This window comes from Pseudorhizobium marinum, from assembly GCF_000705355.1.
Lineage (GTDB): Bacteria > Pseudomonadota > Alphaproteobacteria > Rhizobiales > Rhizobiaceae > Neorhizobium > Neorhizobium pelagicum.
On sequence record NZ_JMQK01000017.1, the window covers coordinates 1 to 24,144 of the forward strand.

24 protein-coding genes, 1 tRNA gene and 1 pseudogene are annotated in these 24,144 nt (G+C 63.8%); 18 read left to right on the forward strand and 8 right to left on the reverse strand.

Annotated features, from left to right (window positions below):
- From EO99_RS28300 to EO99_RS0118225, 3 genes and pseudogenes are all read left to right on the forward strand, one after another.
- Positions 1-143: pseudogene (locus EO99_RS28300) on the forward strand (sugar transferase); the annotation flags it as partial.
- A gap of 79 nt (positions 144-222) precedes the next feature.
- Positions 223-2,139: a polysaccharide biosynthesis protein gene (locus EO99_RS0118220; RefSeq protein ID WP_051679949.1), complete on the forward strand. Its 1,917-nt coding sequence runs from the start codon at positions 223-225 to the stop codon at positions 2,137-2,139.
- A gap of 24 nt (positions 2,140-2,163) precedes the next feature.
- A complete protein-coding gene (locus tag EO99_RS0118225; RefSeq protein ID WP_029620034.1) occupies positions 2,164-2,604 on the forward strand; it encodes an NAD-dependent epimerase/dehydratase family protein in 441 nt (146 codons plus the stop codon).
- A gap of 22 nt (positions 2,605-2,626) precedes the next feature.
- Here the strand turns inward: EO99_RS0118225 and EO99_RS0118230 are convergent, their stop codons facing one another.
- The 3 genes from EO99_RS0118230 to EO99_RS0118240 all read right to left on the reverse strand — a co-directional run bounded on the left by EO99_RS0118230 (position 2,627) and on the right by EO99_RS0118240 (position 5,538).
- Positions 2,627-3,943, reverse strand: a complete 1,317-nt coding sequence (locus EO99_RS0118230; RefSeq protein WP_029620035.1) for an ABC1 kinase family protein — start codon at positions 3,941-3,943, stop codon at positions 2,627-2,629.
- Positions 3,940-4,293: a thiol-disulfide oxidoreductase DCC family protein gene (locus EO99_RS0118235; RefSeq protein ID WP_029620036.1), complete on the reverse strand. Its 354-nt coding sequence runs from the start codon at positions 4,291-4,293 to the stop codon at positions 3,940-3,942. Before EO99_RS0118235 ends, EO99_RS0118230 begins: the two co-directional genes overlap by 4 nt.
- Before the next feature lie 183 nt (positions 4,294-4,476).
- Positions 4,477-5,538: an SDR family oxidoreductase gene (locus EO99_RS0118240; RefSeq protein ID WP_029620037.1), complete on the reverse strand. Its 1,062-nt coding sequence runs from the start codon at positions 5,536-5,538 to the stop codon at positions 4,477-4,479.
- A 222-nt stretch (positions 5,539-5,760) separates the two neighbouring features.
- On the opposite strand from EO99_RS0118240, the gene EO99_RS0118250 reads away from it, so the two are divergent.
- On the forward strand, positions 5,761-6,753 hold the full coding sequence (locus tag EO99_RS0118250) for a DUF808 domain-containing protein (protein ID WP_029620038.1): 993 nt from the start codon (positions 5,761-5,763) through the stop codon (positions 6,751-6,753).
- A 55-nt stretch (positions 6,754-6,808) separates the two neighbouring features.
- On the opposite strand, the gene EO99_RS0118255 is transcribed toward EO99_RS0118250, so the two are convergent.
- A complete protein-coding gene (locus EO99_RS0118255) occupies positions 6,809-8,179 on the reverse strand; it encodes an ATP-binding protein (RefSeq protein WP_029620039.1) in 1,371 nt (456 codons plus the stop codon).
- Entirely contained in the window at positions 8,176-8,838 is a 663-nt protein-coding gene (locus tag EO99_RS0118260; protein ID WP_029620040.1) for a response regulator, read from the reverse strand. Before EO99_RS0118260 ends, EO99_RS0118255 begins: the two co-directional genes overlap by 4 nt.
- A gap of 104 nt (positions 8,839-8,942) precedes the next feature.
- On the opposite strand from EO99_RS0118260, the gene dsbD reads away from it, so the two are divergent.
- From dsbD to EO99_RS0118285, 5 genes are all read left to right on the forward strand, one after another.
- Positions 8,943-10,793 (forward strand): protein-disulfide reductase DsbD, encoded by a 1,851-nt coding sequence (gene dsbD, locus EO99_RS0118265; RefSeq protein ID WP_029620041.1) that lies wholly within the window; start codon positions 8,943-8,945, stop codon positions 10,791-10,793.
- Positions 10,790-11,605, forward strand: a complete 816-nt coding sequence (locus tag EO99_RS0118270; protein ID WP_029620042.1) for a TlpA disulfide reductase family protein — start codon at positions 10,790-10,792, stop codon at positions 11,603-11,605. Before dsbD ends, EO99_RS0118270 begins: the two co-directional genes overlap by 4 nt.
- Positions 11,602-12,297, forward strand: a complete 696-nt coding sequence (locus EO99_RS0118275; RefSeq protein WP_029620043.1) for a L,D-transpeptidase — start codon at positions 11,602-11,604, stop codon at positions 12,295-12,297. The genes EO99_RS0118270 and EO99_RS0118275 overlap by 4 nt, the downstream gene beginning before the upstream one ends.
- Positions 12,298-12,906 (forward strand): DsbA family protein, encoded by a 609-nt coding sequence (locus EO99_RS0118280; RefSeq protein ID WP_029620044.1) that lies wholly within the window; start codon positions 12,298-12,300, stop codon positions 12,904-12,906.
- Between the two features lie 168 nt (positions 12,907-13,074).
- Complete coding sequence (locus EO99_RS0118285) at positions 13,075-14,511, forward strand: DUF6880 family protein (protein ID WP_029620045.1); 1,437 nt, start codon at positions 13,075-13,077, stop codon at positions 14,509-14,511.
- 92 nt (positions 14,512-14,603) lie between these two features.
- Here EO99_RS0118285 and EO99_RS0118290 read toward each other — a convergent pair whose 3' ends face one another.
- Together EO99_RS0118290 and EO99_RS0118295 are read right to left on the reverse strand one after the other, a co-directional pair.
- Positions 14,604-15,578: a diguanylate cyclase domain-containing protein gene (locus EO99_RS0118290; RefSeq protein ID WP_235776868.1), complete on the reverse strand. Its 975-nt coding sequence runs from the start codon at positions 15,576-15,578 to the stop codon at positions 14,604-14,606.
- Positions 15,579-16,002: 424 nt separating this feature from the next.
- Positions 16,003-16,092: transfer RNA gene (locus EO99_RS0118295), tRNA-Ser, on the reverse strand.
- Positions 16,093-16,387: 295 nt separating this feature from the next.
- On the opposite strand from EO99_RS0118295, the gene rplU reads away from it, so the two are divergent.
- The 4 genes from rplU (at position 16,388) to EO99_RS0118320 (ending at position 18,344) form a co-directional block, all read left to right on the forward strand.
- Complete coding sequence (rplU, locus tag EO99_RS0118305) at positions 16,388-16,699, forward strand: 50S ribosomal protein L21 (RefSeq protein WP_029620047.1); 312 nt, start codon at positions 16,388-16,390, stop codon at positions 16,697-16,699.
- A 37-nt stretch (positions 16,700-16,736) separates the two neighbouring features.
- Positions 16,737-17,006 (forward strand): 50S ribosomal protein L27, encoded by a 270-nt coding sequence (rpmA, locus tag EO99_RS0118310; RefSeq protein WP_029620048.1) that lies wholly within the window; start codon positions 16,737-16,739, stop codon positions 17,004-17,006.
- 130 nt (positions 17,007-17,136) lie between these two features.
- Positions 17,137-17,769 (forward strand): GNAT family N-acetyltransferase, encoded by a 633-nt coding sequence (locus EO99_RS0118315; protein WP_029620049.1) that lies wholly within the window; start codon positions 17,137-17,139, stop codon positions 17,767-17,769.
- Positions 17,766-18,344, forward strand: a complete 579-nt coding sequence (locus EO99_RS0118320) for a GNAT family N-acetyltransferase (protein ID WP_029620050.1) — start codon at positions 17,766-17,768, stop codon at positions 18,342-18,344. Before EO99_RS0118315 ends, EO99_RS0118320 begins: the two co-directional genes overlap by 4 nt.
- A gap of 36 nt (positions 18,345-18,380) precedes the next feature.
- Here EO99_RS0118320 and EO99_RS0118325 read toward each other — a convergent pair whose 3' ends face one another.
- On the reverse strand, positions 18,381-19,244 hold the full coding sequence (locus tag EO99_RS0118325; RefSeq protein ID WP_029620051.1) for an endonuclease/exonuclease/phosphatase family protein: 864 nt from the start codon (positions 19,242-19,244) through the stop codon (positions 18,381-18,383).
- Positions 19,245-19,339: 95 nt separating this feature from the next.
- On the opposite strand from EO99_RS0118325, the gene obgE reads away from it, so the two are divergent.
- Genes obgE through rsfS form a run of 5 tightly spaced genes read left to right on the forward strand, consistent with a single transcriptional unit; the run spans position 19,340 to position 24,040 of the window.
- Complete coding sequence (gene obgE / locus EO99_RS0118330) at positions 19,340-20,407, forward strand: GTPase ObgE (protein ID WP_029620052.1); 1,068 nt, start codon at positions 19,340-19,342, stop codon at positions 20,405-20,407.
- Positions 20,404-21,585 (forward strand): glutamate 5-kinase, encoded by a 1,182-nt coding sequence (proB, locus tag EO99_RS0118335; RefSeq protein WP_029620053.1) that lies wholly within the window; start codon positions 20,404-20,406, stop codon positions 21,583-21,585. The genes obgE and proB overlap by 4 nt, the downstream gene beginning before the upstream one ends.
- On the forward strand, positions 21,578-22,864 hold the full coding sequence (locus tag EO99_RS0118340; protein ID WP_029620054.1) for a glutamate-5-semialdehyde dehydrogenase: 1,287 nt from the start codon (positions 21,578-21,580) through the stop codon (positions 22,862-22,864). Before proB ends, EO99_RS0118340 begins: the two co-directional genes overlap by 8 nt.
- A gap of 41 nt (positions 22,865-22,905) precedes the next feature.
- Positions 22,906-23,490: a nicotinate-nucleotide adenylyltransferase gene (locus EO99_RS0118345; protein WP_173425152.1), complete on the forward strand. Its 585-nt coding sequence runs from the start codon at positions 22,906-22,908 to the stop codon at positions 23,488-23,490.
- Positions 23,491-23,548: 58 nt separating this feature from the next.
- A complete protein-coding gene (gene rsfS, locus EO99_RS0118350; RefSeq protein WP_051679950.1) occupies positions 23,549-24,040 on the forward strand; it encodes a ribosome silencing factor in 492 nt (163 codons plus the stop codon).
- Positions 24,041-24,144: the final 104 nt, after the last annotated feature.

A 24,144-nucleotide genomic window follows, 5' to 3' on the forward strand; every position in this document is an offset into this window, starting at 1 on the left:
TGAATGGTCGAGACGAACTGGCCATACCTGAAAAAGTTGCGCTGGACGCGGAGTATCTGAGAAGACAGGGCATGCTTTTCGATTTGCGCATCCTTTTCATGACGGCCATAAAGGTCGCCCGCGCGGCAGGCGTAAAACACTGATAGGTTCAATGACTGCCTTGGCAGCGACGACAACGACAACCTTGGGCATGCGTACGCACACATGATGTCTTCGACGACTATGACAGACCATCCCCTGGTTCGGCGCATCAGGGACCAGATCGTCCGCACACCACGGGTCTGGAAGCGGACCATCATGATCGGCCTGGACACCCTGGCGCTGATGGTCGCCCTGTGGGGCAGCTACGCGATCCGGCTGTCGGAATGGACGCCGGACATCACCGCGGAACGCCTGATCCTGGCAGCCTTCGCCCCCGTGGTCGCCATTCCGGTCTTCATTCGTCTCGGCCTCTATCGCTCCGTGATCCGCTATCTGCCCGAGGCGGCCATCTGGACCATCATCAGGGCCATGCTGATCGCCACCATGAGCTGGGTCATCATCATCTTCCTGATGGAAATGGCCGGCCAGGGCATCGTGCCGCGCTCGGTACCCTTCTTCTATTTCATCCTCGGAACACTCCTGATCGGCGGCATGCGCTTCGGGGCGAAGTGGATCCTGAACACCGGCACCGGCCTGCGCCGCGACGAGGAGCCGATCTTCATCTATGGCGCCGGACCCTCCGCCGCCCAGCTTGCGCACGCCCTGAGGGGACACGGCAATCGCTACGTCATGGGCGTGATCGATGACGATCCCGCCAATCAGGGACGCGACATCGCCGGCTACCGGGTCTTTCCCGCCAGCGAGCTGCCCACCTTGATCGACCGTTACGGGATCAAGGAAATTGTGCTCAGCATGTCGTCCATCCGCGCCGACAAGCGCCAGAGCGTGATTGCCACGGTCACCGGCCTCGGCGTGCGGGTGCGCACCCTGCCGGACATTTCCGACCTGGTCGACGGCAGGTACATCGTTAACCAGATCCGCGAGATCGACATCGACGAACTGCTCGGCCGATCCTTCGTTCCGCCGGACAGGGAGCTCCTGGGCCAGGCGCTCACCGACAAGGTTGTCATGGTGACGGGAGCCGGCGGCTCCATCGGCTCCGAACTCTGTCGGCTGATCACCCGCTGGAATCCGAAGAAGCTCGTTCTTCTGGAGGCGAGCGAATATGCGCTCTACCAGATCGAGCAGGAACTGCGCTCCACGGGAGATCACCAGATCGTTCCGGTGCTGGGTTCGGTGACCGAGGAAGCAACCGTACGCCGGGCCCTGCGTACCCACGGGGTGCAGGTTGTCTACCATGCGGCCGCCCACAAGCACGTGCCGCTCGTCGAGGCAAATGTTCTGGAGGGCATCCGCAACAACGTCTTCGGCACCATGACCATTGCGACGGTCGCCGGGGAAGAAGGCGTCGAGAGCTTCGTGCTGATCTCCTCCGACAAGGCGGTCAGGCCGACCAACGTGATGGGCGCCACGAAACGCTGGGCGGAGCTCATCGTGCGGCAGAAGGCCATGGAAGCGCGCTGCCGGACCGACGGCCAGGTGTTCTGCGCCGTCCGCTTCGGCAATGTGATCGGCTCGAACGGCTCGGTCGTGCCGCTCTTCAAGCAGCAGATCGCCAAGGGCGGCCCCGTCACCGTGACCGATCCCGACATGACGCGCTATTTCATGTCGATCCCGGAGGCGGCCGAGCTGATCGTCCAGGCCGGAGCCCTCTCCGGCGGTGGCGATGTCTTCCTCCTCGACATGGGCGAACCGGTGCGCATCGGCGACCTGGTGGAAAACATGATCCGGCTTGCCGGCTTTCAGGTGCGCGACAGCCGCAACCCGGAAAGCGGCATCGCCATCGAGGTGATCGGCAAGCGACCGGGCGAAAAGCTCTTCGAGGAGCTGTTCTACGACCGCAACAACGCCGAGCCCACCCGACATCCGAAGATCCAGCGCGCCGATTCCGCAGCGATCACCGGCTATGACATGGCCGGCTGGCTGGATCGGCTGAAGGAAGCCCTTGTCGCCCAGGACGAGGAGCGGGCACGGCAGCTGCTGTTCAGCCTGATCGTGGCCGAAACCATAGAGGCACCACAGGCATCCCTCGGCTGAGGCTAAAAGCGCAAGGCGGGCTCCATGGACACAACACTGGTCACCGGCGCTTCGGGGTTCATCGGCTCGCACCTGATGCGCAAGCTTAAGCGACGCGGCCTGCCGGCGCGCGGCGTGAGCCGGCAGGCCATGCCCGGCATGATCCACGTTCCCTCCTATGGGCCAGACTGCGATTGGCGGGAGCATCTGAACGGCATCCGGACGTTCCTGGTCAGCGATGGAGACGCACTCTCCACCCACGAGCTTCTGTCCACGCTTACCTCGGCCTTCGGCCGCAAGCCGAGAAGCATTCCGGTGTCTCCTGCGGCGTTGAGACTGCTGGGCTCGCTGGCCGGCCGCAGGCCCGCGGTTGAGCGGCTCCTGGACAGTCTCGAGGTGGACATGAGCGCGACACGCGAAACACTTTCCTGGGAGCCACCCCTCACCTGCTCGACCGGATTGGCCGCCACGGCGGCTCCCCGCTGATCGTGAACGCCGCGCCCTGCGATCAGGCGTAGCGCTTCAGCATCGGCATCAGCGGCAGCCTGACGCGCGTGTTCATGCACATCAGCGCGGTGCCGCTGATGTTGCGCTGCAGGAACATCTTGTCGGGGGATGGCAGGCTCCAGCCGGTCCGGTCGGCAAGGATCGGGGCTGCCCGATCGCGGACATGCGCCAGCGGTCCGCGATCGGAGAAATCGACCATACCGTCGGCATCCGCGTGAACGTGATCGAGCACGATGCCGATTATCGCGTCGATTTCCGCGCCGTGCCGCTGCACCTGCGTGCGCGACAGATAATCCATCGCCAGCAATGCATCCCTGACCTCCTGGACGTTGCCGTGCAATCCCGCGCGCAGGAGGCGGCGATAGTCCGATGCGCTGTCCGGCGCAACGGCACGTGTTGCTCCGAAGTCGAGAAGCACGATCCGTCCGCTGTGCCCCTGCCACAGGAAGTTCGCGAAATTCGGGTCCGTCTGCATCAGGCCGAATTCGAACAGCTCCCGCAGTACCAGTCCTAAGATGGCCGACAGCGCAGCATTCCGTTGCGGCTCCGGTGCTGCCGCCAGCGTTTCGATGGCAGAACCGGGCAGAAAGTCCATTGGCAGGATGGTCGGACGCAAAAGCGCGTCGACGGGTTCTGGAAGAACAAAGCTTGGATCATCGGCAAGAAGCGCACGGTAGCGGCGCATCTGTTCGGCTTCGCGCAGATAGTCCGCTTCCTCGTGAAGCTGCCGCTTCGCCTCTGCCAGATGCGCCTTGATATCCAGGTTGGAGGGCAAGAGACCGGACATCTTCAGAAGTGTCGCGACATTGTCGATATCGGCGTCGATGCTGGCGACCACACCGGGATACTGCACCTTCACGGCGAGCTCCTGGCCAGACACCAGCACGGCCCGGTGGACCTGACCAATGGAGGCTGCGGCGATCGGCACCATGTCGAACCGGGAAAAATGGCTTCGCCAGTTGGGCCCCCAGGCCGATGCCAGGGCTGCCTGAAGCTGGCTGTCCGGCATGAAGTGGGCGGTATCGCGCAACTGTCCGAGAATGGCGGTCAGTTCGGCCGGCAGGACGTCGCCGGGATCGAGCGAGAGCATCTGACCAAGCTTCATGGCCGCTCCGCGCAGGCGCGACAGCTGGTCGGTGACACGGCGCGCATTCGTGGGTGTCAGCAGCACGTCGCGAAGATGCGGCCGTTCGCCCTGCGCCAGCCGGGTCAGACCCTCCGACAGAACACCGGAAGCGACCCCGCCGGCAAGCTGTCCGAAGGCTGCAAGCCGTCCCAGACGGCTCTGGGGAACCGGGCGATAGCGATCCTTGCTCATCGCATCAGCCCCTGCAGGCGTGGCCGCACCCGCAGGAAGCGGCGATAGCCTGCCTCAAAAATGGGCGTCAGGGGAGGCCAGCCAGCCAGCAGCCCGAGCGGCCGCAGAAGCGGGATTGCGCGCCACATCGCGGCAAACGCGGCAGCACCCGACAGCAGCTTGCCGCCTTCCTCTGCATGGAAGCGTGCCAGTATTGCGTCCCTGTCCACCGGGCAGGTCGCATTCGGATCGCCCGCATCGACGAAACGGATCGCGCTACGCCGGTCAAGCCGTCGCATCAGCGCGATCTCCCGCCGGCAGAGCGGACAACTGCTGTCAAACCAGACAGTGACCTGCTTCGTCTCAATCATGCTGCGCCTCTGGCCATGGGACAGGGTCGAGCACGTCGACCCTGGCTGTGTGTGATGGCCTCTATACGCTCCCCCGGTCATGCCGGATCAGAAGGGCCCACCCGCCGGAAGCGCGTGCAGTCATGGTGGCAAGCGAGTTTCTTCCTGAGAACAACGCGTTTGCTGTCCGGTCGGCGGCGTCCTTTATGGGATCAGCCGGTCGGCGCGCAGTTCCTCAAAGAGCGCCAAGAAGGCATCGTCGGTCGGCTGGTAATCGAGGAAGCCGAGGCGACGGCTCTTAGACATGTCGGTAATGACCTCGATCGGTCGTCCGAGATCCGCATCAGTGTGCCAGGGCGACACCAGCCGGTTCATGTCCGGTTCCGCCAGATCGTATTGTCTGGCGATCTCGCTCCATGTCGCTGCGTCGTCCGCCATCTGCTCTTCGAGCGGTCGCATGGTGCCATCGAAGGGCGCAGCTTCGATGCCGAACCAGTCGGCGATACGCCCCCACATCCACTTCCAGCGGAAGACATCGCCGTTGACGACATTGAAGTCCTGGTTGGCTGCAGCCGGGGTGGTGGAGGCCCAGAGGAGATGCCTGGCCAGCAGCGCGGCATCGGTCATGTCGGTCAGACCCTCCCACTGCATCCCGACGCCGGGGAAGCGGAACGGCCGTCCGGTGTGCTTGCAGATCGTCGCATAGACGGCCAGCGTCGTGCCCATGTTCATGGCGTTGCCGACCGCCTTGCCGACGATCGTGTGGGGACGATGGACACTCCAGGTGAAGCCGTCTCGATCGGCGGCAGCAAAGACCTCGTCTTCCTGGGCATAATAGAAGTTGTCGACGTCGAGGCGGCCCTGCTCCTCGCGGAACGGGGTCTGCGGCAGCACCCCTTTTCCGTAATTCTCGAATGGCCCCAAATAATGCTTGAGGCCCGTCACCAGCGCGACATGCTTCACCGATTTGGCCGGCGACAGCGCGGTGAGAAGATTGCGCACCATGGCGGAATTGACGCGGATGTTGTCCGCTTCCGTCGCCTGCCGCAGCCAGCTCGAGATGAAGACATGCGACGGGTCGAGACCCGATAGCGCCGAAGCGAGCGCGGCAGGATCGAGAAGATCGGCGGCCACCGGCGTCACGTTCGCCTGCTGCGCCGGCGTTCGGGCCAGGCCCCAGACCTGCCAGCCCTCATCGCCCAGAACCTTCGCTGTCGCGCTGCCGACGATGCCGCTCGCGCCCACGATCAATGCTTTATGTGTCATTCATGCTCCTGTCGTACTGCGACCTATCTAGTGGCTGCAGGCCAGGCCGCAAGTGGATGGGATCGCTGGAGATCGCACGCGACACCAGCGACCGGCTCATTTATGGATGAGGCGATTGCAGAACGATCAGGCCGTCATCAGGCGTGTGTGGCAGATCATGCGGAACAGCAGTGGCGGCAGGCCGTTCAGGCTGAGCGGGACAGAAATTCAGGAGAAACTGCCTTGAGCATAGGACTGCTTGGTCTGTTGGACGACGTCGCCGGCTTGGCAAAAGTCGCCGCCGCCTCCCTCGATGACGTGACCGGAATGGCCATGAAGGCCGGCATCAAGGCCACGGGCGCCGTCATCGACGATGCGGCCGTGACGCCCCGCTATGTTCAGGGCTTTGCTGCTGACCGCGAACTGCCCATCGTCTTCAAGATCGCCAGGGGTTCGATCAAGAACAAGCTCCTGTTCCTGCTGCCGGCCGCGCTTGCCTTGGGTTACCTCCTGCCGTGGGCGATAACGCCGTTGCTGATGATCGGCGGTGCGTATCTGTGTTACGAGGGTGCCGAGAAGGTCTATCACCTCCTGGCTCCGAGCCAGGCGCACGAGCACGAAGCGCATCTGGATTCCGTTGCCGTGGCCCCCAAGACGCTGGAGGACCAGAAAGTCGCCGGAGCGATCAAGACCGACTTCATCCTGTCTGCCGAGATCATGGCGATCGCCCTCGCCGAGCTGCCGGACGAAAACCTTCTGTCGCAGGCGATCATCCTTATACTTGTGGCCTTCGGCATGACGCTGGCCGTCTATGGCGCCGTGGCATTGCTCGTGAAGGCGGACGACGTGGGCCTCTCGCTCGCCACCAACAGGACAGGCATGGCCCGCACTTTTGGCCGTGGACTCGTCAAGGGCATGCCGGTCCTGATGTCCATTCTCAGCGTTGTCGGCACTGCCGCGATGATATGGGTCGGCGGCGGCATCATCGTGCATGGGCTCGAGGGGTTCGGCCTGCCCCAGCCTGGAAGCATCATACATCATGGGGCCGAAGCGGCAGCACATGCCCTGCCGGGTCTGTCGGGTATGGTTTCGTGGGTCGTCGAATCGACCGGCTACGGAGTGGCGGGATTGATGATCGGCGGCGCGCTGATACCGGTTGCCGGCTATGTGATCTCCCCTGCATGGCGATCGCTGAAAGCTCTGCGATCACGGAAGAGTTCACAGGGCGCGCATTAGTCGGAGCGGCCCTGTCGATCCTGCCTCTGCATGCTTCCCGCAGAGGCGGATCCCACTACAGGAGAGGGAACGATACCCTTGCCGTGAACCACCGGCCGCCTCTGTCGAACGCCAGGCTGCCGCCGAGGCGGTCAAGTGCCATCTGGACGATCGACAGTCCGAGACCGCTCCCATGGCCATGAGCCTTCGTTCCTCTGTAGAAGCGTTCCGTCGCGCGCGTTTCGTCCGCTGCTGCAATTCCCGGTCCCTCGTCCAGGATCTCGACGACAACCGTGTTACCCAGCACGGCGACGCGACACCGGACGTCGCCGCCTTGCGGTGAATGCTGGATAGCATTTTCCAAGAGGTTCCGGATGGCCAGACGCACCAGGACCCTGTCACTTCGCAGGATAGCCGGTTGCTGTGTCCGATCGCCAAGTTCCACCGCGACACGGGCGTCGTTGGCCGCAAGTTGCGCCTCAAGCTCCGATGCGATCTCTCCCAGCAGCGCCGCGACATCGACTGGTTCGTCCGTCGCAACGCCTTGTGCCGCATCGACGGTGGCCAGATCGATGAGCTGCCGGACCATTCGGCTGGTTCGATCAACGCTGGTGGAGATGCGAGAAAGCGCATCGCGCTGGACCTTCAGGTCGTCGGTTCGCAAAGCGATCTGCGCCTGGGTCTTCAGCCCTGCAAGCGGCGTCTTCAGTTCGTGCGCGGCATAGGCCGTGAAGCTCCGCTCGCGATCCCGGGCTTCGGCCACACGGCCGAACAGGCTGTTCAGCGCCCGGATGACCGGGCGCACTTCCCGCGGGACGGAGCCGTCGTCGACCGGATGCAGTTCCGAGGCGGAACGGCCCGCCAGGCCTTCGGCGATGCGCGTCAAGGGCGCAAGGCCGCGACCGACGCTCAGCCAGATCAGAGCTGCGAGGATGGGGAGAATGACGATCCCCGGAAGAAGAAGCCCCTTGATGACGTCGCCGATCAGTCGGTCGCGGATCTCGAGACTGTCTCCGACCAGCACGCGAACGCCGAGCGTCGGGTTGACGACTGCGTAGACCCGCCATCGTTCCCCGTCTATCTCCGTCTCCTCGAAGCCACTCATGTGGCTGGCCAGCGAGGCTGCCGGCGCGCTTTCGGACCGGCTGACGAGACTGCCCTGCAGCGACCAGATCTGGCAGGAGAGCTGCCGGCTGTAGCTGTCGCCGGCTTCCTCGAACGGTGGGGGCGGTGCGCTCACGGTCGCCGCGTCCGCCGCCACCGCAGGATCAATGCGATGATCCGTGATCAAGGAGCTCACCATGCGAGCCGCTTCCATCAACCGGGCGTCGAGAACACGCTCGACCTCCGCCTGGGTGCTGGCATAGATCCATGCAGCAGCGAAGAGCCAGACGGCGCCGGTTGTGGCGAGCAGGATGACAAACAGCCTTGTCCGGATCGAATTCATGGCACCGCCCTCAGACGGTAGCCGGCGCCTCGCACGGTTTCGATGAAGGACGCACCGAGCTTGGATCGAAGCTTGTGGATGTGAACCTCGACGGTGTTGCTTTCCACCTCCTCCTGCCACCCGTAGAGTTTCTGCTCCAGGCTCGTCTTGGACTGGATGACCCCGGGCGCCTCCATCAACGCCTGCAGAATGGCAAACTCCCGTCGTGACAAGGCAACCGCCGTGCCGTCGCGCAATGCCGACATGCGTGCCGGATCGAGAACCATGTCGTTCCATTCCAGATGTCCGATCGCCCTGCCATGGGCGCGGCGCACGATGGCACGCAGCCGGGCAGCGACCTCGTCGAGATCGAAAGGCTTGCCGAGATAATCGTCGGCACCGCAATCGAGCCCGGCAATCCGGTCGGCCACCTCGTCCTTTGCCGTCAGGAGAAGAACCGGCGTGCGGTCGCCGGACCGGCGCATTGTCGCCAGGACGTCGAGCCCCGATCCGTCGGGGAGCATGAGGTCGAGGATGATGGCGTCGAAGGTGTCGGCGTGTACGGCCGCCTGCGCATCGGCAACCGAGGTCACGGTATCGACCGTGAAGCCGCACATCTGCAGCCCGACCTTCAGGCCGTCGAGCAGGATCTCGTCATCTTCAACCACCAGCAGGCGCATCACATCCTCGTCGCGTTCGTCATCTCCCTGCTCCCGTCACCTTAAGGCTGCCTTAAGCTTGGGAGGAGAGACCGCCGCTCCATACACAGCAACGGAGTGGAGCCTTGCGTTTCTTCCTGTCGACCTCATGGTTCATCCTCACATTCGCCGCAGCAGCGGTGGCGACGCCTGCCCTTAAGGCGCCGCTGCCCATGGATCAGGCCTTCCGTCTGGAGGCCCACCGGGACGGTCCCGACATCGCCCTAAGATGGCAGCTTGAGGACGGCTACTATCTGTACCGGGAGTATCTGAGCGCCATCGGCAGCGACGGCCTGTCCGTGGAGATGGCCACTCCACCGGGTGTGATCAAGGATGATCCCGGCTTTGGCAGTACCGAGGTCTATTACGGTACCGCCACGGCAAGCGTTGCTGCACCGACCACGGGCACGGTGAAGGTGACCTACCAGGGCTGCCAGGACGGCGGGCTCTGCTATCCGCCGGCCACGGTGGAGATCGATCCCGCGACACTGGCACAGGCGCCGGGTTGGACCGCCAACGAGGCAGCCCCACCGGCGCGGGAGTCACCGGCCGCCTTTCCTCTCCTGTCGAAGGCGGCACCGGCGCCCCTTGACGGGTCGGGCATCCGCATATCGGACCAGTCGGAAAACGGGGTGGTCGGTTCGCTCCTCGACCGCGGCGGCGTGGCGTTGCTGATCGCCGGCTTCATGAGCCTCGGCCTGCTGCTGGCCTTCACGCCCTGCGTGTTTCCAATGTACCCGATCCTCGCGGCGGCGCTCTCGAGAGAGGGTGAGACGCTTTCCGCCAAGCGCGGATTTGTCCTGTCGCTGGCCTATGTCCTGTCCCTGGCGGCGGCCTTCAGTCTCTTCGGCGTCGTCGCCGCGTGGTGGGGCCAGGGCTTCCAGGTGGCACTGCAATCGAGCACGGCGACGATTGTCGTGGTCGCCATCTTCGTGGCGCTCGCACTGTCCAGCTTCGGGCTTTTCGAGCTGCAGCTTCCGTCCTTTCTGCGGAACCGGCTCGCGCGACGCCGCGTTTCCGACGGGTCGCTGGCCTCCTCGGCGGCACTCGGCTTTTCCTCCGCCCTCGTCATCGGCCCCTGCGTGACGGCACCGCTGGCGGGCGCGCTCCTCTACATCGCGCAGACCGGAGACGTCGTTCTCGGCGCAGCGGCACTCTTTGCGCTCGGCGTCGGCAAAGGGATCCCGTTGATCCTGATGGGAACCTTCGGTTCGGGCCTGCTTCCCCGCGCCGGGCAATGGATGGAGCGGGTGCGGCATGTCTTCGGCTTCCTTTTCCTCGCCACTGCCGTCTGGCTCGCAGATCGCCTCCTGCCCGCCGGCACGGGCCTGCTCCTGTGGTCCGTCCTGGCGATCACCTTCGCGGTGGTCATCGGCGCCTTCGATGCGATCCAACCCGAAGCGGGCATCCTTGCGCGGCTTGCCAAGTCGGCAGGCGTTCTTGCAGGCCTCTATGGGGTCATGCTGGGAATTGGCGCGCTTTCAGGCGCCACCGATCCCTTGAGACCCCTCGCCGCCATGGCCGCCACCCGATCCGGCGACACGGCATCGACGGAAAAGATCGACAAGACCTCCTTCCGATCCGTCGCATCGTCCGCCGAACTGTCCTCGCTGCTCGCAGACGGTCCGACCGGGCCCCCGTCCCTCGTCTATTTTACGGCCGACTGGTGCGTCACCTGTCGGGTGATCGAGCGGTCTGTCCTTCCCGACGCGAGAGTGGCGAGCGCACTGGACGGCATGCGCCTGATCTCCGTCGATCTCAGCGAGATCACCGACGCAAACCGGGCGCTGATGAAGCAACTACAGGTCGTCGGCCCGCCGACCATGCTGTTTCTCGACGCCGGCAACAATGAAGCCGCCACCAGCCGGCTCGTGGGCGAGATCACGGCGCAAACCGTTGCCGCCTCTGCCGCGGCAGCCAGGAAAAGCCTGCCATGAATGCCGTGTCCATCGGACCCTTCGCCTTCGACGCCGAGCGTTTCGCCGCAATCGCGGGGATGGTCGTCTTCCTCGCTGTTGCGACAGTCCTCGCCAGTCGAGTGGACGACCGGCTCGGCCGGTGGTCGACGTGGACGGCGCTCGTGGGGCTCATGGCGGCGCGTCTGGCGCATGTTCTGCGGCACCTTGAAAGCTTCGCCTCCGAGCCCTGGCGGATCCTTGCGCTATGGCAGGGCGGCTTCTCGTGGGTCGGAGGCGCCGCAGGCGTGACCCTGATGATGGTCGTGCTGTTGCTGAGGAGCAGAAGGCTGATCGGATGGGGGGCGGCCAGCGTGACGGCGGGTGTCGTGGCGGCGACCGCGGCGGTGGCATTTACCTATTCCAGCACGCAGATTGCGCCCGTCACCTCCACCTTCCGCACTCTGGCGGGCACCGAAAGTCCGATTGGTGGCACAGGCCGCCCGGCGGTCCTGAACCTGTGGGCGACCTGGTGTCCGCCTTGCCGCCGCGAACTGCCGATGATGGCACAACTCGCCGCGACCACGTCAAACGTCGACTTTGTCTTCGCCAACCAGGGGGAGCCATCGGAAACGGTGGCCGCCTACCTCCTGGGCGAGAACCTTGAGCTGTCGAACGTCGTGCTCGATCCCCAGCTTCTCCTCAGCCGCCACTATTCGGCCGTCGGGCTGCCCGCCACGCTCTTCCTCGCAGCCGACGGCACGCTCGCGGGGTCCCACGTCGGCGAAATATCCCGCGAGGTTCTCGCGCAGAAGATCCAAGAACTCGAAACCCTAGAAGGAATATCGGAATGATACCTGCCCGAGCGACAGCTTCGCGGCGCCCGCTGGCCGCCCTGCTTCTGGTCATGGGATTGTCGGCCTGTGCCCAGACGGCCCCTGAACCTCCGACGATCGAAACCCCGACGGTCGACCCGTCCGTGGTCAGCATGTATGCGCCGATCCAGGACGGGGACGAGACGGTTCCCGGCGTCGACGCCGCCAAGATGGACCCGAAGAACGTCCGTCAGGTGGTGGACTACACGACCGGATATCCGCCGGGCACCATCGTCGTGGATCCCTATGCCAGGTTTCTCTATCTCGTGATGGAGAACGGCAAGGCGATGCGCTACGGCGTTGGCGTCGCCAAGGCCGGCATGGAGTTCGTCGGCGAGGCCGACATCTCGCGCAAGGCACAGTGGCCCGGCTGGGTACCGACGCAGAACATGATCAAGCGCGAGCCGGACCGCTATGGCCCTTTGGCGGCAGGCCTGGAGGGTGGCATCAAGAATCCTCTGGGAGCGCGTGCCCTCTACCTCTACCAGGGAGGGAAGGACACGCTCTACCGCATCCACGGGACCAATGAGCCCTGGACGATCGGCAAGTCCGTGTCCTCCGGCTGCATCAGACTGTTGAACCACGACATCATCGACCTCCATCGCCGCGTCCCGAAGGGATCGAAGGTGGTGGTGCTCGGACCGGACGAATCTGGAAAAGGAGAAGTTTGAATGATCACCCGCAGAAACCTGCTTGCAGTCACCGCCGGCGGAGCCGCCCTTGTGGCCGGAATGCCACTCCTCGCCCTCAGCCAGGACATCACCGAGAAGACGGTCTTCTTCGATCCGGACGCGCCGGTTCTCGGCAATCCCAAGGGCGACGTTACGGTGGTCGAATTCTTCGACTACCAGTGCCCCTACTGCAAGAAGATCCATCCGATGGTCGAGAGGGTGGTCCGGGAGGACGGCAATGTTCGACTCGTGCTCAAGGACTGGCCGGTCTTCGGTGGCGCATCCATCTTCGCCGCCCAGGCCGTTCTGGGCGCGGCGCAGATCGGCAAGTACGAGCCCGCCATGGAAGCGCTGATGAAGACCACCGGAAAGCTGACGGAAGAGGACGTGGAAAAGGCTCTGACGGGAGCAGGCCTCGCCATGAAGGAAATCGCGGCCGCCGTGAACGAGCACACCGCCAAGATCTCCGGCCTGCTTGACCGCAATTACAGCCAGGCGCTGGCCTTCAACTTCGCGGGCACGCCTTCCTTCGTGATCGGACGCACAACCTTCGCCGGCGTGCTCGACGAGAAGGGACTGAAGGAGGCGATCCGCGAGGCGCGGGCATAGGCCGGGAGGACTTTGGACCCGGCCTGGTCTGTCTCACCGGGCCGGGAAGCCGACGACCTATTCGACTCGTCGGCTCATGCGCTGTGATCTCGGAAGTATCGACGTCAAGAACGGAGGCTAAGGCTTATCCAATCTTGGACTTCCGAGGCCGGCAAGGTACGAAGACCAATGGCAGCGAAGACGACACTCAACGCAAAGAACCTGGAAGCCCTTGGCGTGCAGCGCCTCGCGGAGCTTCTCATCGAGATCAGCACCGGCAGCGCCGCCCACAAACGACGGCTCCGCATGGAGCTTGCCGGCAGTCACAGCAGCGCCGAGGTGGCGCGCGAGGTCAGAAAACGCCTCTCCAGCATTGCGCGCGCCAGAACCTTCATCAACGGGCGCAAGGTGAAGGCCCTCAAGGCCGATCTGGAAACGCAGCGCAGGACGACCGTCGATGTCGTCGCCGCCGACGACCCGAACGAAGGCTTCGAGCTGATCTGGCAGTTCCTCGCCATCGCCGTTTCGATCTTCGAGAGATCCGACGACGGCAGCGGCTCGCTTGTCGAGAGCTTTCACCAGGCCTGCATTGATGCCGGGGGCATCGCCCAGGCGGCAGCGATCGGTCACGACGTCCTTGCGGAAAGGATTTTCTCAGCCCTCCAGGACAATGGATACGGCCAGTATGATCGTCTGATTTCAGCCATGGTTCCGGCGCTCGGCAAGGATGGGCTTGAGCATCTGAAGGCCTTGCTCCTCCAATGGTCGAAAGAGCTCGAGGAAAAGCCCGCGGGTGGCAACCGCCGGGTGATCGGCTGGCGCAGCAGGAAACCGATCTACGAGAACGATATGGATGGGAGCCATCGGGAGCTGACGGTACGTATTGCGCTGCAGGAGATTGCCGACGCTCAGGGCGACGTCGATGCCTACATCGTCCAGCAGCCGGAGAAAACCCGCAGGGCGCCTCTGGTGGCGGCGGACATCGCCGACCGCCTGCTGTCCTCGGGGAGAGCTCTCGAAGCGCTCGAGACCCTGGAGCGGGCCGATACGACGGGCCGCATCGGCATTCCCGTCGAATGGCAGCTCGCCCGGCTTCAGGCGCTCGAAGCCCTCGGACGCGCCGACGAAGCCCAGGCCGATCGATGGACCTGGTTCGAGCAATCGCTGACCGATGTGCACCTGCGTGCCTTCCTCAAGCGGTTGCCGGACTTCGACGACCTGGAGGCGGAGGAGAAGGCCTTCGCCCATGCTCAGGCCTATCCAGACGTCCACAGCGCGCTTGCTTTTCTGCTGCGCTGGCCGGCCCTGGCCGAGGCCGCCAAGCTTATCGTCACGCGAAAGGCGGACCTTGACGGCAATCTCTACGAGTTGATGACGCCGGCCGCTGAAGCATTGTCTGCAAGGTACCCGCTTGCGGCCACCCTTGCCCTGCGATCCATGATCGACTTCACGCTCGAGAGCGGGAAATCCGGCCGCTACAGGCATGCGGCGCGGCATCTGGGCGAATGCGGCGCCCTCGCCCCGCATATCGACGACTTCGCCGACATCGGATCCCACCAGACCTATACCGCGGAGCTGAAGCGCCGACATGGCAAGAAGCACGGCTTCTGGAGCCTGGTGCCGTGAGGAGGCTCGCCGGACCGGTCCGCCGCGCCTGACCCGGCTTTCCCGGATCGTGCAGAGGGCTGCCCGGGATCACGCCCGGCAGATCGCGTCACTCATCCTGCGCGGCGTTCAGCCACGATCTGGCTGTCGGCCGATCGTCTGAAGCCGCATTTGCCTTCGGCCTTGACCCTGTACAGGGCACCATCGGCCTGTGCGAAAACATCCTTCGGCGCCGCTCCGTTCGCGATGATGGCGCCCCCAACCGAGGCGCTGATCCTGAGCTGGTTCGGAAACGAACCCCAACCGAATGCCAGCGCATTGACGATCCGGTGCCCGGTCTCCTCGAGACGCTGCGCGGACGGGCAAGCGTGAATGACCGCAAATTCATCGCCGCCAAGTCGGGCAACGAGGACCGCCTCCGGGACAACATCCGCAAGCCTGCGCGCGGCGGTCGTCAGGCACGCGTCGCCGGCCTGATGCCCCAGTGCATCGTTGACCGCCTTGAAACCATCCAGATCGACCAGCAGCAACCCGTGGACCGCTCCGGTGGAGCAAGCACACACGTCGCTGAAGACGGATTCAAACTTGGCGCGAGACGCAAGGCCGGTCATCGGATCGATTTCCGTCAGCCGACGGATATGGTCGAACATCGCCTTCTCGGCTGTTATGTCCTGTTTCATGCCGAAGATGCGTTTCGCGCGGCCATCGGCACGCTCCACGAGCGCGGTAATCCGGATCCAGCGGCGGTTCCCCTTGGCCGTGACGATCTCGGCGTCGAGCGTAAACCCGTCCCCTTCATTGATCGCGGCGCTGCGGATGCGGCCAAGATCCTTGCGTGATGCCGGTGTATAGAGTGCGACGATATCGTCGCGGCGCAGCGGCGACCGGGGATCCAGATCGAAAAGCTCAAAGACGGTGTCTGTCCATGTCAACGTCTCGTCCGGCAGGCTGCACTCCCAGATGCCGACGCGGGCGGCCTTGAACGTCCTCTCGAACAGCTCCTGAAGGCGATTGAACTGCTCCGACGTTGGGGGGCTGTCGTCGCTCATCTTCGCCGTAGAGCGTCGTGCCACGAACTGAGAATGCATGTCCAACCTCACTGATGCCGCGAGTATGTCGACTTCACCGCGCCCCGTAAATAGGTGAAGCATGGACTAGAAAGACTGCCTTAAGGTTCCTTGAACGGACAGCAAGATGTGACCTCTCGCGAACAACAAAGAAGTATCCGGCCCGTGGCGAGGACGGCGGAGCGCAGCAAGAACACCTCAGCACTTCGTTGATGCTCGCGTCACCAGTCGAGGCGACTCGACCTCAGCATCACATGGTGAGACTACACGATAAGTCGGCGCCATCAGCACGGCGTGTCGAGGCTGGGCTCCCGGAAGATTTCGGCAAATGAAGGCGTTGTCAGAGGAGCCAAGAAGAACACCGCCAACCCGTCCGGCACGAGGCTTCCGCCTATGTCTTTGGGAAGAAATGTAGCTGGGTGTTCGGGTCAGGCACACGAGACCATGGCGGAGAGGGTGGGATTCGAACCCACGATACGGTTGCCCGTATGCCGCATTTCGAGTGCGGTGCTTTCGACCACTCAGCCACCTCTCCGCGGGTCTGGTCGGCGCTGTTTGGCGCGGGCTGTCTCATAGCGAAGGTTGGAGGGGCTGGCAAGCGGCAAATGGCGGTTCGGGATGCTTTCATCTTGACAGATTTTGAGGCCTCGCGTATGCCCGCTTGCGATCAGGCGTGGAAAAGTCTCCATGCCTCTTTCTCTGTTGCGCGACGTGTCATGCGGCACGCAATTCACCGGCGGGATCAAGTCCACGAAGGACGACCTGCTCAACGACTGACAAAAAGACGGCCGCCTTCGGGCAGAGCCGGAACGAACATGAAAGGATAACAAATGTTCGCAGTCATCAAGACCGGCGGTAAGCAGTACCGCGTTGCGGCCAACGATGTGGTTACCATCGAGAAGCTCGACGCTGAAGCCGGCACGACGATCGAATTCAACGAAATCCTCGTCATCGGCGTCGGTGCGGATGCCAAGTTCGGCGCCCCCTTCGTCTCGGGTGCGACGGTCAAGGCCGAAGTGGTCGAACATAACCGTGGCAAGAAGGTTCTGTCCTTCAAGAAGCGTCGCCGTCAGAATTCCAAGCGGATTCGCGGCCATCGCCAGCATCACACGGTTGTCCGAATCACGGACATCTTGGCTTAAGTCGATCGGGATTTTGTAAGGTTTAAGGAGAACACCAATGGCACATAAAAAAGCTGGCGGCTCGTCGCGCAACGGTCGCGATTCTGAGTCCAAGCGCCTTGGCGTGAAGAAGTTCGGTGGCGAGGTCGTCATTCCGGGCAACATCATCGTGCGTCAGCGCGGCACGCAGTGGCATCCGGGCAGCAATGTCGGCCTCGGCAAGGATCATACGATTTTTGCGCTGACCGCCGGCAACGTGAACTACCGTACGAAGGCCAATGGCCGCGTGTACGTATCTGTTATGCCGAAAGCAGAAGCAGCGGAATAAGCCGGTAGCGCTCTAAAACAGCCGGCGTCTCATCGACCCGGCTGGCACCACCAGGTTCAGTCAAAAGAAAGGGAAGATGGGGCGCCGCCCATCTTCCCTTTTTCTTTTGTTCCACACGGAGGACTGAACCATGCAAGGCGAATTGTTGAGGGCAAGCCAATCACGGCTGCCCAAGGAACGGCTGAGGCCCGAGAGGCCGAGGAGCGATTGCCCCGTCTTACTGTCGCAGAGACTTGTTCTGCGTGCACCCCACGAAGAAGACATCGACGCCCTTGCCCATCTCGCCAATAACGCGAACATCGCCACCATGGTGTCGCGCATGCCGTACCCCTACTCGGCAAAAGACGCCGCCGATTTCGTGCGACGCGCGAAAACCGGCGAGATTGGCAAGTGCGTCTATGCCATTACCCGCGGCGACAACGGCGCCTTTCTCGGTTGCTGCGGCCTGGAACCGCAGGAAGACAACCAGACGGTGGAGATCGGCTACTGGCTGGGCGAACCCCACTGGAACCAGGGCTATGCGACGGAAGCGGCGCATGTCCTCATCGACATGGCCTTCCGCACCCGGGAAATCGACTACATCGATGCCCGCTGCCGGGTGACCAATGTCGCCTCAAGGCGGGTGATCCAGAAGTGCGGTTTCCAGTTCCAGGGCTCCGGCATGTTCGGATCGCTGGCCATGGGCGGCATGGTGGCGGTCGAATGGTTCCGGCTGGACCGCAAGACCTGGATGTCGCTGCGCAGCTGGGGAGAGCTTAGATGAGCACCCTGCTCGATGCCCGTGACCGGGCAGCAACCGGCACGCCCGGCCCCTGCCCGGTTATCACCAGCCGACGTCTGGTGCTGCGGCCTCACCGGCTGGAGGATGCCGATGCGGTGGCGCAATCGCTGTCTGACTACGCCGTTGCCGGCATGCTGGCGCGCATCCCACAGCCCTATCACCGGGAAGACGCGCTTGACTGGCTGCAACTGCATCTGTCCGGCGCGTCCACGGAATGGGCGCTGGCCATCACCACCGGCGACGACGTTCACATCGGCGTCGTCGGGCTGGAGCAGAGCGGGTCCGATTGGAACCTCGGCTACTGGCTGAACCGGTTCTACTGGGGCAAGGGCATCATGACGGAGGCGGTCGGCGCCGCCGTCGATCGGTTCCTGCGGCGCATGCCGGGCATCGAGATCCACTCCGGCGTCTTCGTCGACAATCCGGCGTCCCTGCGCATCCAGCAGAAGCTGGGCTTCACCATCACCGGCTGCGGCGACCTCTTCAATCTGTCGCGCAATGCCATGGTGCCGCATGTGGAGACGAAGCTTCGCCCGGAGGACTTTCGTCGCCCCTGAAGAACTGACAAGCCGGTGGCGCGATCCCCCGGCTTGTCAGGCCAGTTCCAGCCAGACGGGGAAATGGTCGGAGCCGAGCGCCTGATGATCCACCCGTGCCGATTTCAGCCGCGCCGCCAGTTGCGCATTGACGAAACAATGATCGAGATGCATCCGCTCCGTGCCGTCGCCCGGCGATTTGACCCAAGTGTAGCTGTCCGGCGTCACGACGCCCAGTCGCGCGCAGGCATCGACCATCTGGTTGGCGCGAGACACCCGCTCGCCATAGCTGTCGGTCCTGCCCACCATCTCCACGTACTCGGGCGATTCCGGCGTCATGTTGAAGTCGCCCATCATCACGAAGTCTTCCGGAAGCGGGGGATTGGCAAATCCGAATTCCTCGGCCCCCGTCAGGGCCCCGCCCTCGGCGACATAGTTCAGGGCGCGTGCCTTGAGGAAGCGGATCTGCTCGATCCGCTCGTCCGGCGAGACATGATCGAGATGCACGGAATAGACGCGCAGCGGACCCGAGGGCGTTGCGATCACCGCCTCGACGGCGCCGCGCTGCAGGTTCAGCTTCTCGAACGTGCGGCTGCGCGGCAGAAGCAGATGGCGGATCGCCTGCATCGGCCAGCGCGACAGGACCATGTTGCCGAACTGCAGGCGGCGCTCCACGGCGCGCCCCTCCGCCTCGTCGACGCCGAGCAGCACGTCGCAGGGTGCGGCAAAGCTGGAGAAGTGGTGCGGAAACAGGGCATCGAGCTCCGCCACCATGTCGACCGCACCGTTGCGGGAGAAACCGCGGGTCACCTCCTGCAGCAGGATGATGTCGGCGTCGGCGATGCTGTCCGCGATCCGTTTAAGGTCATAACGACCGTCGAGGCCGATGCCGTACTGGATATTATAGCTCGCCAATTTCATGATAATCTTTGACCTCCGCCTGCACGGCCTATATCGAACCCGGACAATGTCTATGACAATGGCGTTGCCGCTAACACAAGACTGATGGCAGTAAGATGAAGTTTCTCGACGAAGCGAAAGTTTACATACGCTCCGGCGATGGCGGCGCAGGCGCCGTCTCGTTCCGGCGGGAGAAGTTCATCGAGTTCGGCGGCCCCGATGGCGGCGACGGCGGCCGCGGCGGCGATGTCTGGGTCGAGGCCGTCAACGGCCTGAACACACTGATCGACTTCCGCTTCCAGCAGCATTTCAAGGCGCAGATCGGCACTCACGGCATGGGCCGCAACCGGACCGGCGCCAACGGCGAGCACGTGACACTGAAGGTCCCGGTCGGCACGCAGATCTTCGAGGAAGACAACGAGACGCTGATCGTCGACCTGACCAAGGAAGGCCAGCGCTTCCGGCTCGCCAAGGGCGGCAACGGCGGTTTCGGCAATACCCATTTCAAGTCGTCGACCAACCAGGCACCGAACTGGGCGAACCCGGGCCTCGAAGGCGAAGAAAAGACCATCTGGCTACGGCTGAAGCTGATCGCCGATGCCGGCCTCGTCGGGCTTCCCAATGCCGGCAAGTCGACGTTCCTCGCAACCGTCACCCGCGCGCGACCGAAGATCGCCAACTATCCTTTCACGACGCTGCACCCGAACCTCGGGGTGGCGACCATCGACGGGCGCGAATTCGTCCTGGCCGACATTCCGGGCCTGATCGAGGGCGCTCATGAAGGCGTCGGCATCGGCGACCGCTTCCTCGGCCACGTCGAGCGGACCCGCGTCCTCCTACATCTGGTCTCGGGCGTCGAGGAGCATGTGGGCAAGGCCTATACGACCGTGAAGCATGAGCTCGAAGCCTACGGCGGCGGCCTGATCGACAAGCCGGAGATCGTCGCCTTGTCGCAGATCGACGTGCTGGACGAGACGGAGCTGAAGAAGAAGGCCAAGGAACTGGAGAAGGCCTGCGGCCACAAGCCGTTTCTCATCTCGGCTGCGACCGGCAAGGGCATGACCGACGTGCTGCGGGCGCTGCGTGACGTCATCGTCAATGCCGGCGGTGGCGAGACGGCGCTGCCGGATCGCAGTTCGCGGTTTGACCAGGACGACGACGCCTCTGAGGATGATGCCGGATGAGCGGATCGCGCAGATCGCTTGCCAGCCACCGCCGGATCGTCATCAAGATCGGATCGGCTCTGCTTGTGGACCGCAAAAGCGGCCTCAGGACGGAATGGCTGGACGCGATCTGCACCGACATTGCACAGCTGAAAGCCAGCGGCGTCGATGTGCTGGTCGTCTCATCGGGCGCCATCGCACTGGGCCGCACCGTCCTCGACCTGCCCTCCGGCGCCCTCAAGCTGGAAGAAAGCCAGGCGGCCGCGGCCGTCGGCCAGATTGCGCTGGCACGCGCCTGGTCGGGCAGCCTGTCGCGGGACGCCATCGTCGCCGGGCAGATCCTGCTGACGCTGGGCGACACCGAAGAGCGACGCCGCTATCTCAATGCCCGCGCCACCATCAACCAGCTCCTGAAGATCGGTGCCATTCCGATCATCAACGAAAACGACACGGTCGCGACCTCGGAAATCCGCTACGGCGACAACGATCGCCTCGCGGCACGCGTGGCGACCATGACAGGAGCCAACCTTCTGGTGCTCCTGTCGGATATCGACGGCCTCTACACCGCCCCCCCGCACCTTGATCCCGACGCACGGTTCCTCGATACGATCCCCGCGATCACGCCGGAGATCGAGGCGATGGCCGGCGGCGCTGCATCGGAACTGTCGCGCGGAGGCATGCGCACCAAGATCGATGCGGGCAAGATCGCCACCAGCGCCGGTTGCGCCATGATCATCGCCTCCGGCAAGACGGATCATCCGCTGAAGGCCATCGAGGATGGTGCCCGGTTTTCCTGGTTTGCCCCCTCCGCCACGCCGGTCACGGCCCGCAAGACCTGGATTGCCGGACAGCTGCAGCCGGCCGGCGAGCTGGTCGTCGATGCCGGGGCCGAAAAGGCGCTGACCGACGGCAAGAGCCTGCTGCCGGCCGGTGTCATCTCGGTTACCGGCCATTTCCACCGCGGCGATACCATCGCCATCATCGGCCCCGACGGCCGCGAGATCGCCCGCGGGCTGGCAGGATACGACGCCGATGAAGCGCGCCGGATCACCGGACGCAAATCGGCGGATATCGAGGCCGTTCTTGGCTACGCCGGTCGGGCCGCCATGGTGCATCGCGATGATCTCGTGGTGACGAGGTCGTCCGGACGACAGGACGAAGACGAACAGGGTTCGAAAGAGGAAGCCGCCCATGCTTGATCTGGTGACCAATGCGGCAGAGGACGTCACCGTGCTGATGGACCGGATCGGTCGCCAGGCGAAGTCCGCGGCGCGCGCCCTTGCGACGGCCTCTCCGGATGCCAAGAACCAAGCTCTTGAGGCCATGGCCAAAGCCATCCTGGACGCAAAGGATGACATCCTGGCCGCCAATGCCGAAGACCTGAAGCAGGTCGAGGGAAAGGGCCTGCAGCCGTCCTTCATAGACCGGCTGACGCTGACGGAAGCGTCGATCGAGGGCATGGCGCAGGCGCTTTGCGAGATCGCGGCGCTGAAGGACCCGGTCGGCGATGTGATTGCCGCCTGGGACCGTCCCAACGGGCTGAAGATCGAACGGGTTCGCACGCCGCTCGGCGTCATCGGCGTCATCTATGAAAGCCGCCCCAATGTGACCGCCGATGCCGGCGCCCTGTGCCTGAAGGCCGGCAATGCCGTGATCCTGCGCGGCGGCTCGGATTCGCTCAACTCGTCGCGCGCCATTCACCGCTGCCTCGTCACGGGATTGACGGCCGCCGGCTTGCCGGAGCATGCCATCCAGATCGTCCCGACCGGCGACCGCGCGGCCGTCGGCGCCATGCTGGGCGGCCTCAACGGCGCGATCGACGTGATCGTCCCGCGCGGGGGCAAGAGCCTTGTCGCCCGCGTCCAGAGCGAGGCACGGGTCCCGGTCTTTGCTCACCTCGAGGGCCTCTGCCACATCTATGTGGACGCATCGGCGGACCTCGAGATGGCCAGGCGGATCGTCGTCAACGCCAAGATGCGCCGGACCGGCGTCTGCGGAGCGGCCGAAACACTCCTCATCGACAGCGCCGCCATCGGCAGCCACCTGACGCCGATCCTGGAGGCGTTGACCGAGGCCGGCTGCGAGGTGCGCGCGTCCGCAGCTGTCCTCAAGGTGGTTCCGGGCCTGAAACCCGCATCCGAAGAGGACTGGCGCACCGAGTATCTCGACGCCGTCATCTCGGTTGCGATCGTCGATGGCATCTCGGGTGCGATCGCCCATATCAACACCTATTCCTCCAACCATACCGAAGCCGTGATTGCGGAAGACCCGAAGGTCGTGGAGCGCTTCTTCAACGAGATCGACTCCGCGATCCTTCTGCACAACGCCTCGACCCAGTTCGCCGACGGCGGTGAGTTCGGAATGGGTGGCGAAATCGGCATAGCGACTGGCAAGATGCATGCGCGCGGGCCGGTGGGCGTCGAGCAGCTGACATCGTTCAAATACCGCGTGCATGGCACCGGCCAGATTCGGCCCTAGCCGCTGTGACAGAAGAGCGCGTGGATCGGCAGTACCTTTCGATGCCGCACGTCCAGCCCGGCATGGTGGTCGGCCTGTTCGGCGGCTCCTTCAACCCGCCCCATGAAGGCCATCTCCTGGTTGCCGAGATTGCTCTTCGGCGCCTGGGACTGGATCAGCTCTGGTGGATGGTGACGCCGGGAAACCCGTTGAAGAGCCGGTCCGAGCTCGCCTCCCTCGGCGATCGGATCGCCATGAGCGCAAAGCTGGTGCAGGATCCACGCGTCAAGATCACGGCATTCGAGCAGGCGCTGGGCAGTCCCTATACGGCCCATACACTGTCGCATATTGCTGCCCGCAATCGCGGCGTGCATTTCGTCTGGATCATGGGGGCCGACAGCCTTCGATCGTTCCATCGCTGGCAGAAATGGCAGTCCATCGTCTGCACCTTCCCCATTGCCGTGATCGACCGCCCCGGTTCGACCCTCTCCTTCCTCTCGTCGAAGATGACGCGCACCTTCGACCATGCCCGCATCGACGAGGACGACGCCGGCATCCTGTGGCGGAAGCAGGCGCCTGCCTGGACGTTCATCCATGGCCCCCGATCGGCCCTCAGCTCGACGAATCTGCGCCTCGGCGTGTCCTGAAGCCGGTTCCGAGCTTCAATCACGATTTCCGCAGATATCTTGAAAGATTTACATTTCAATGCCACCTTTGATCAGTGGCCGGAAAGCCGGATTCGCTGACAGTGCTGTAGCTGTTACCTCCAAGAAAGGACGAACCCTGACAACAGTACACACCAAGGGAAAGATGCACGCCATCCTCCCGCAGAGCACAGAACGTGGCGCCGATGCTGCTGCCCGTGCTCTCGAACTGGTCCTCGCCAGCCTTGAGGACTCCAAAGCAGAAGATATCGTCACCATCAACATCGCCGGCAAGTCCGCACTGGGAGACTACATGGTCGTAGTGTCCGGGCGCTCGAACCGTCACGTCGCAGCCATTTCGGATCACCTGATTTCAGACCTCAAGGACGAAGGCCTGGGAACAGCCCGCGTCGAAGGTCTCGAAGCGGGAGACTGGGTGCTGATTGACAGTGGTGACATCATCATCCATGTGTTCCGCCCCGAAGTCCGGGAGTTCTACAACATCGAAAAGATGTGGTCCGCTCCCGACCTTGAGGAAGAAACACGGCACTGATCCGCGGCAGGCCATGTCCTGCTGCCGGTAGCAACAGTATGGAAGCGGCTGCGCCTTGCGCGCACGTCGACCAGCAGATGACGGGCCGGACGCCGGCGGGACAG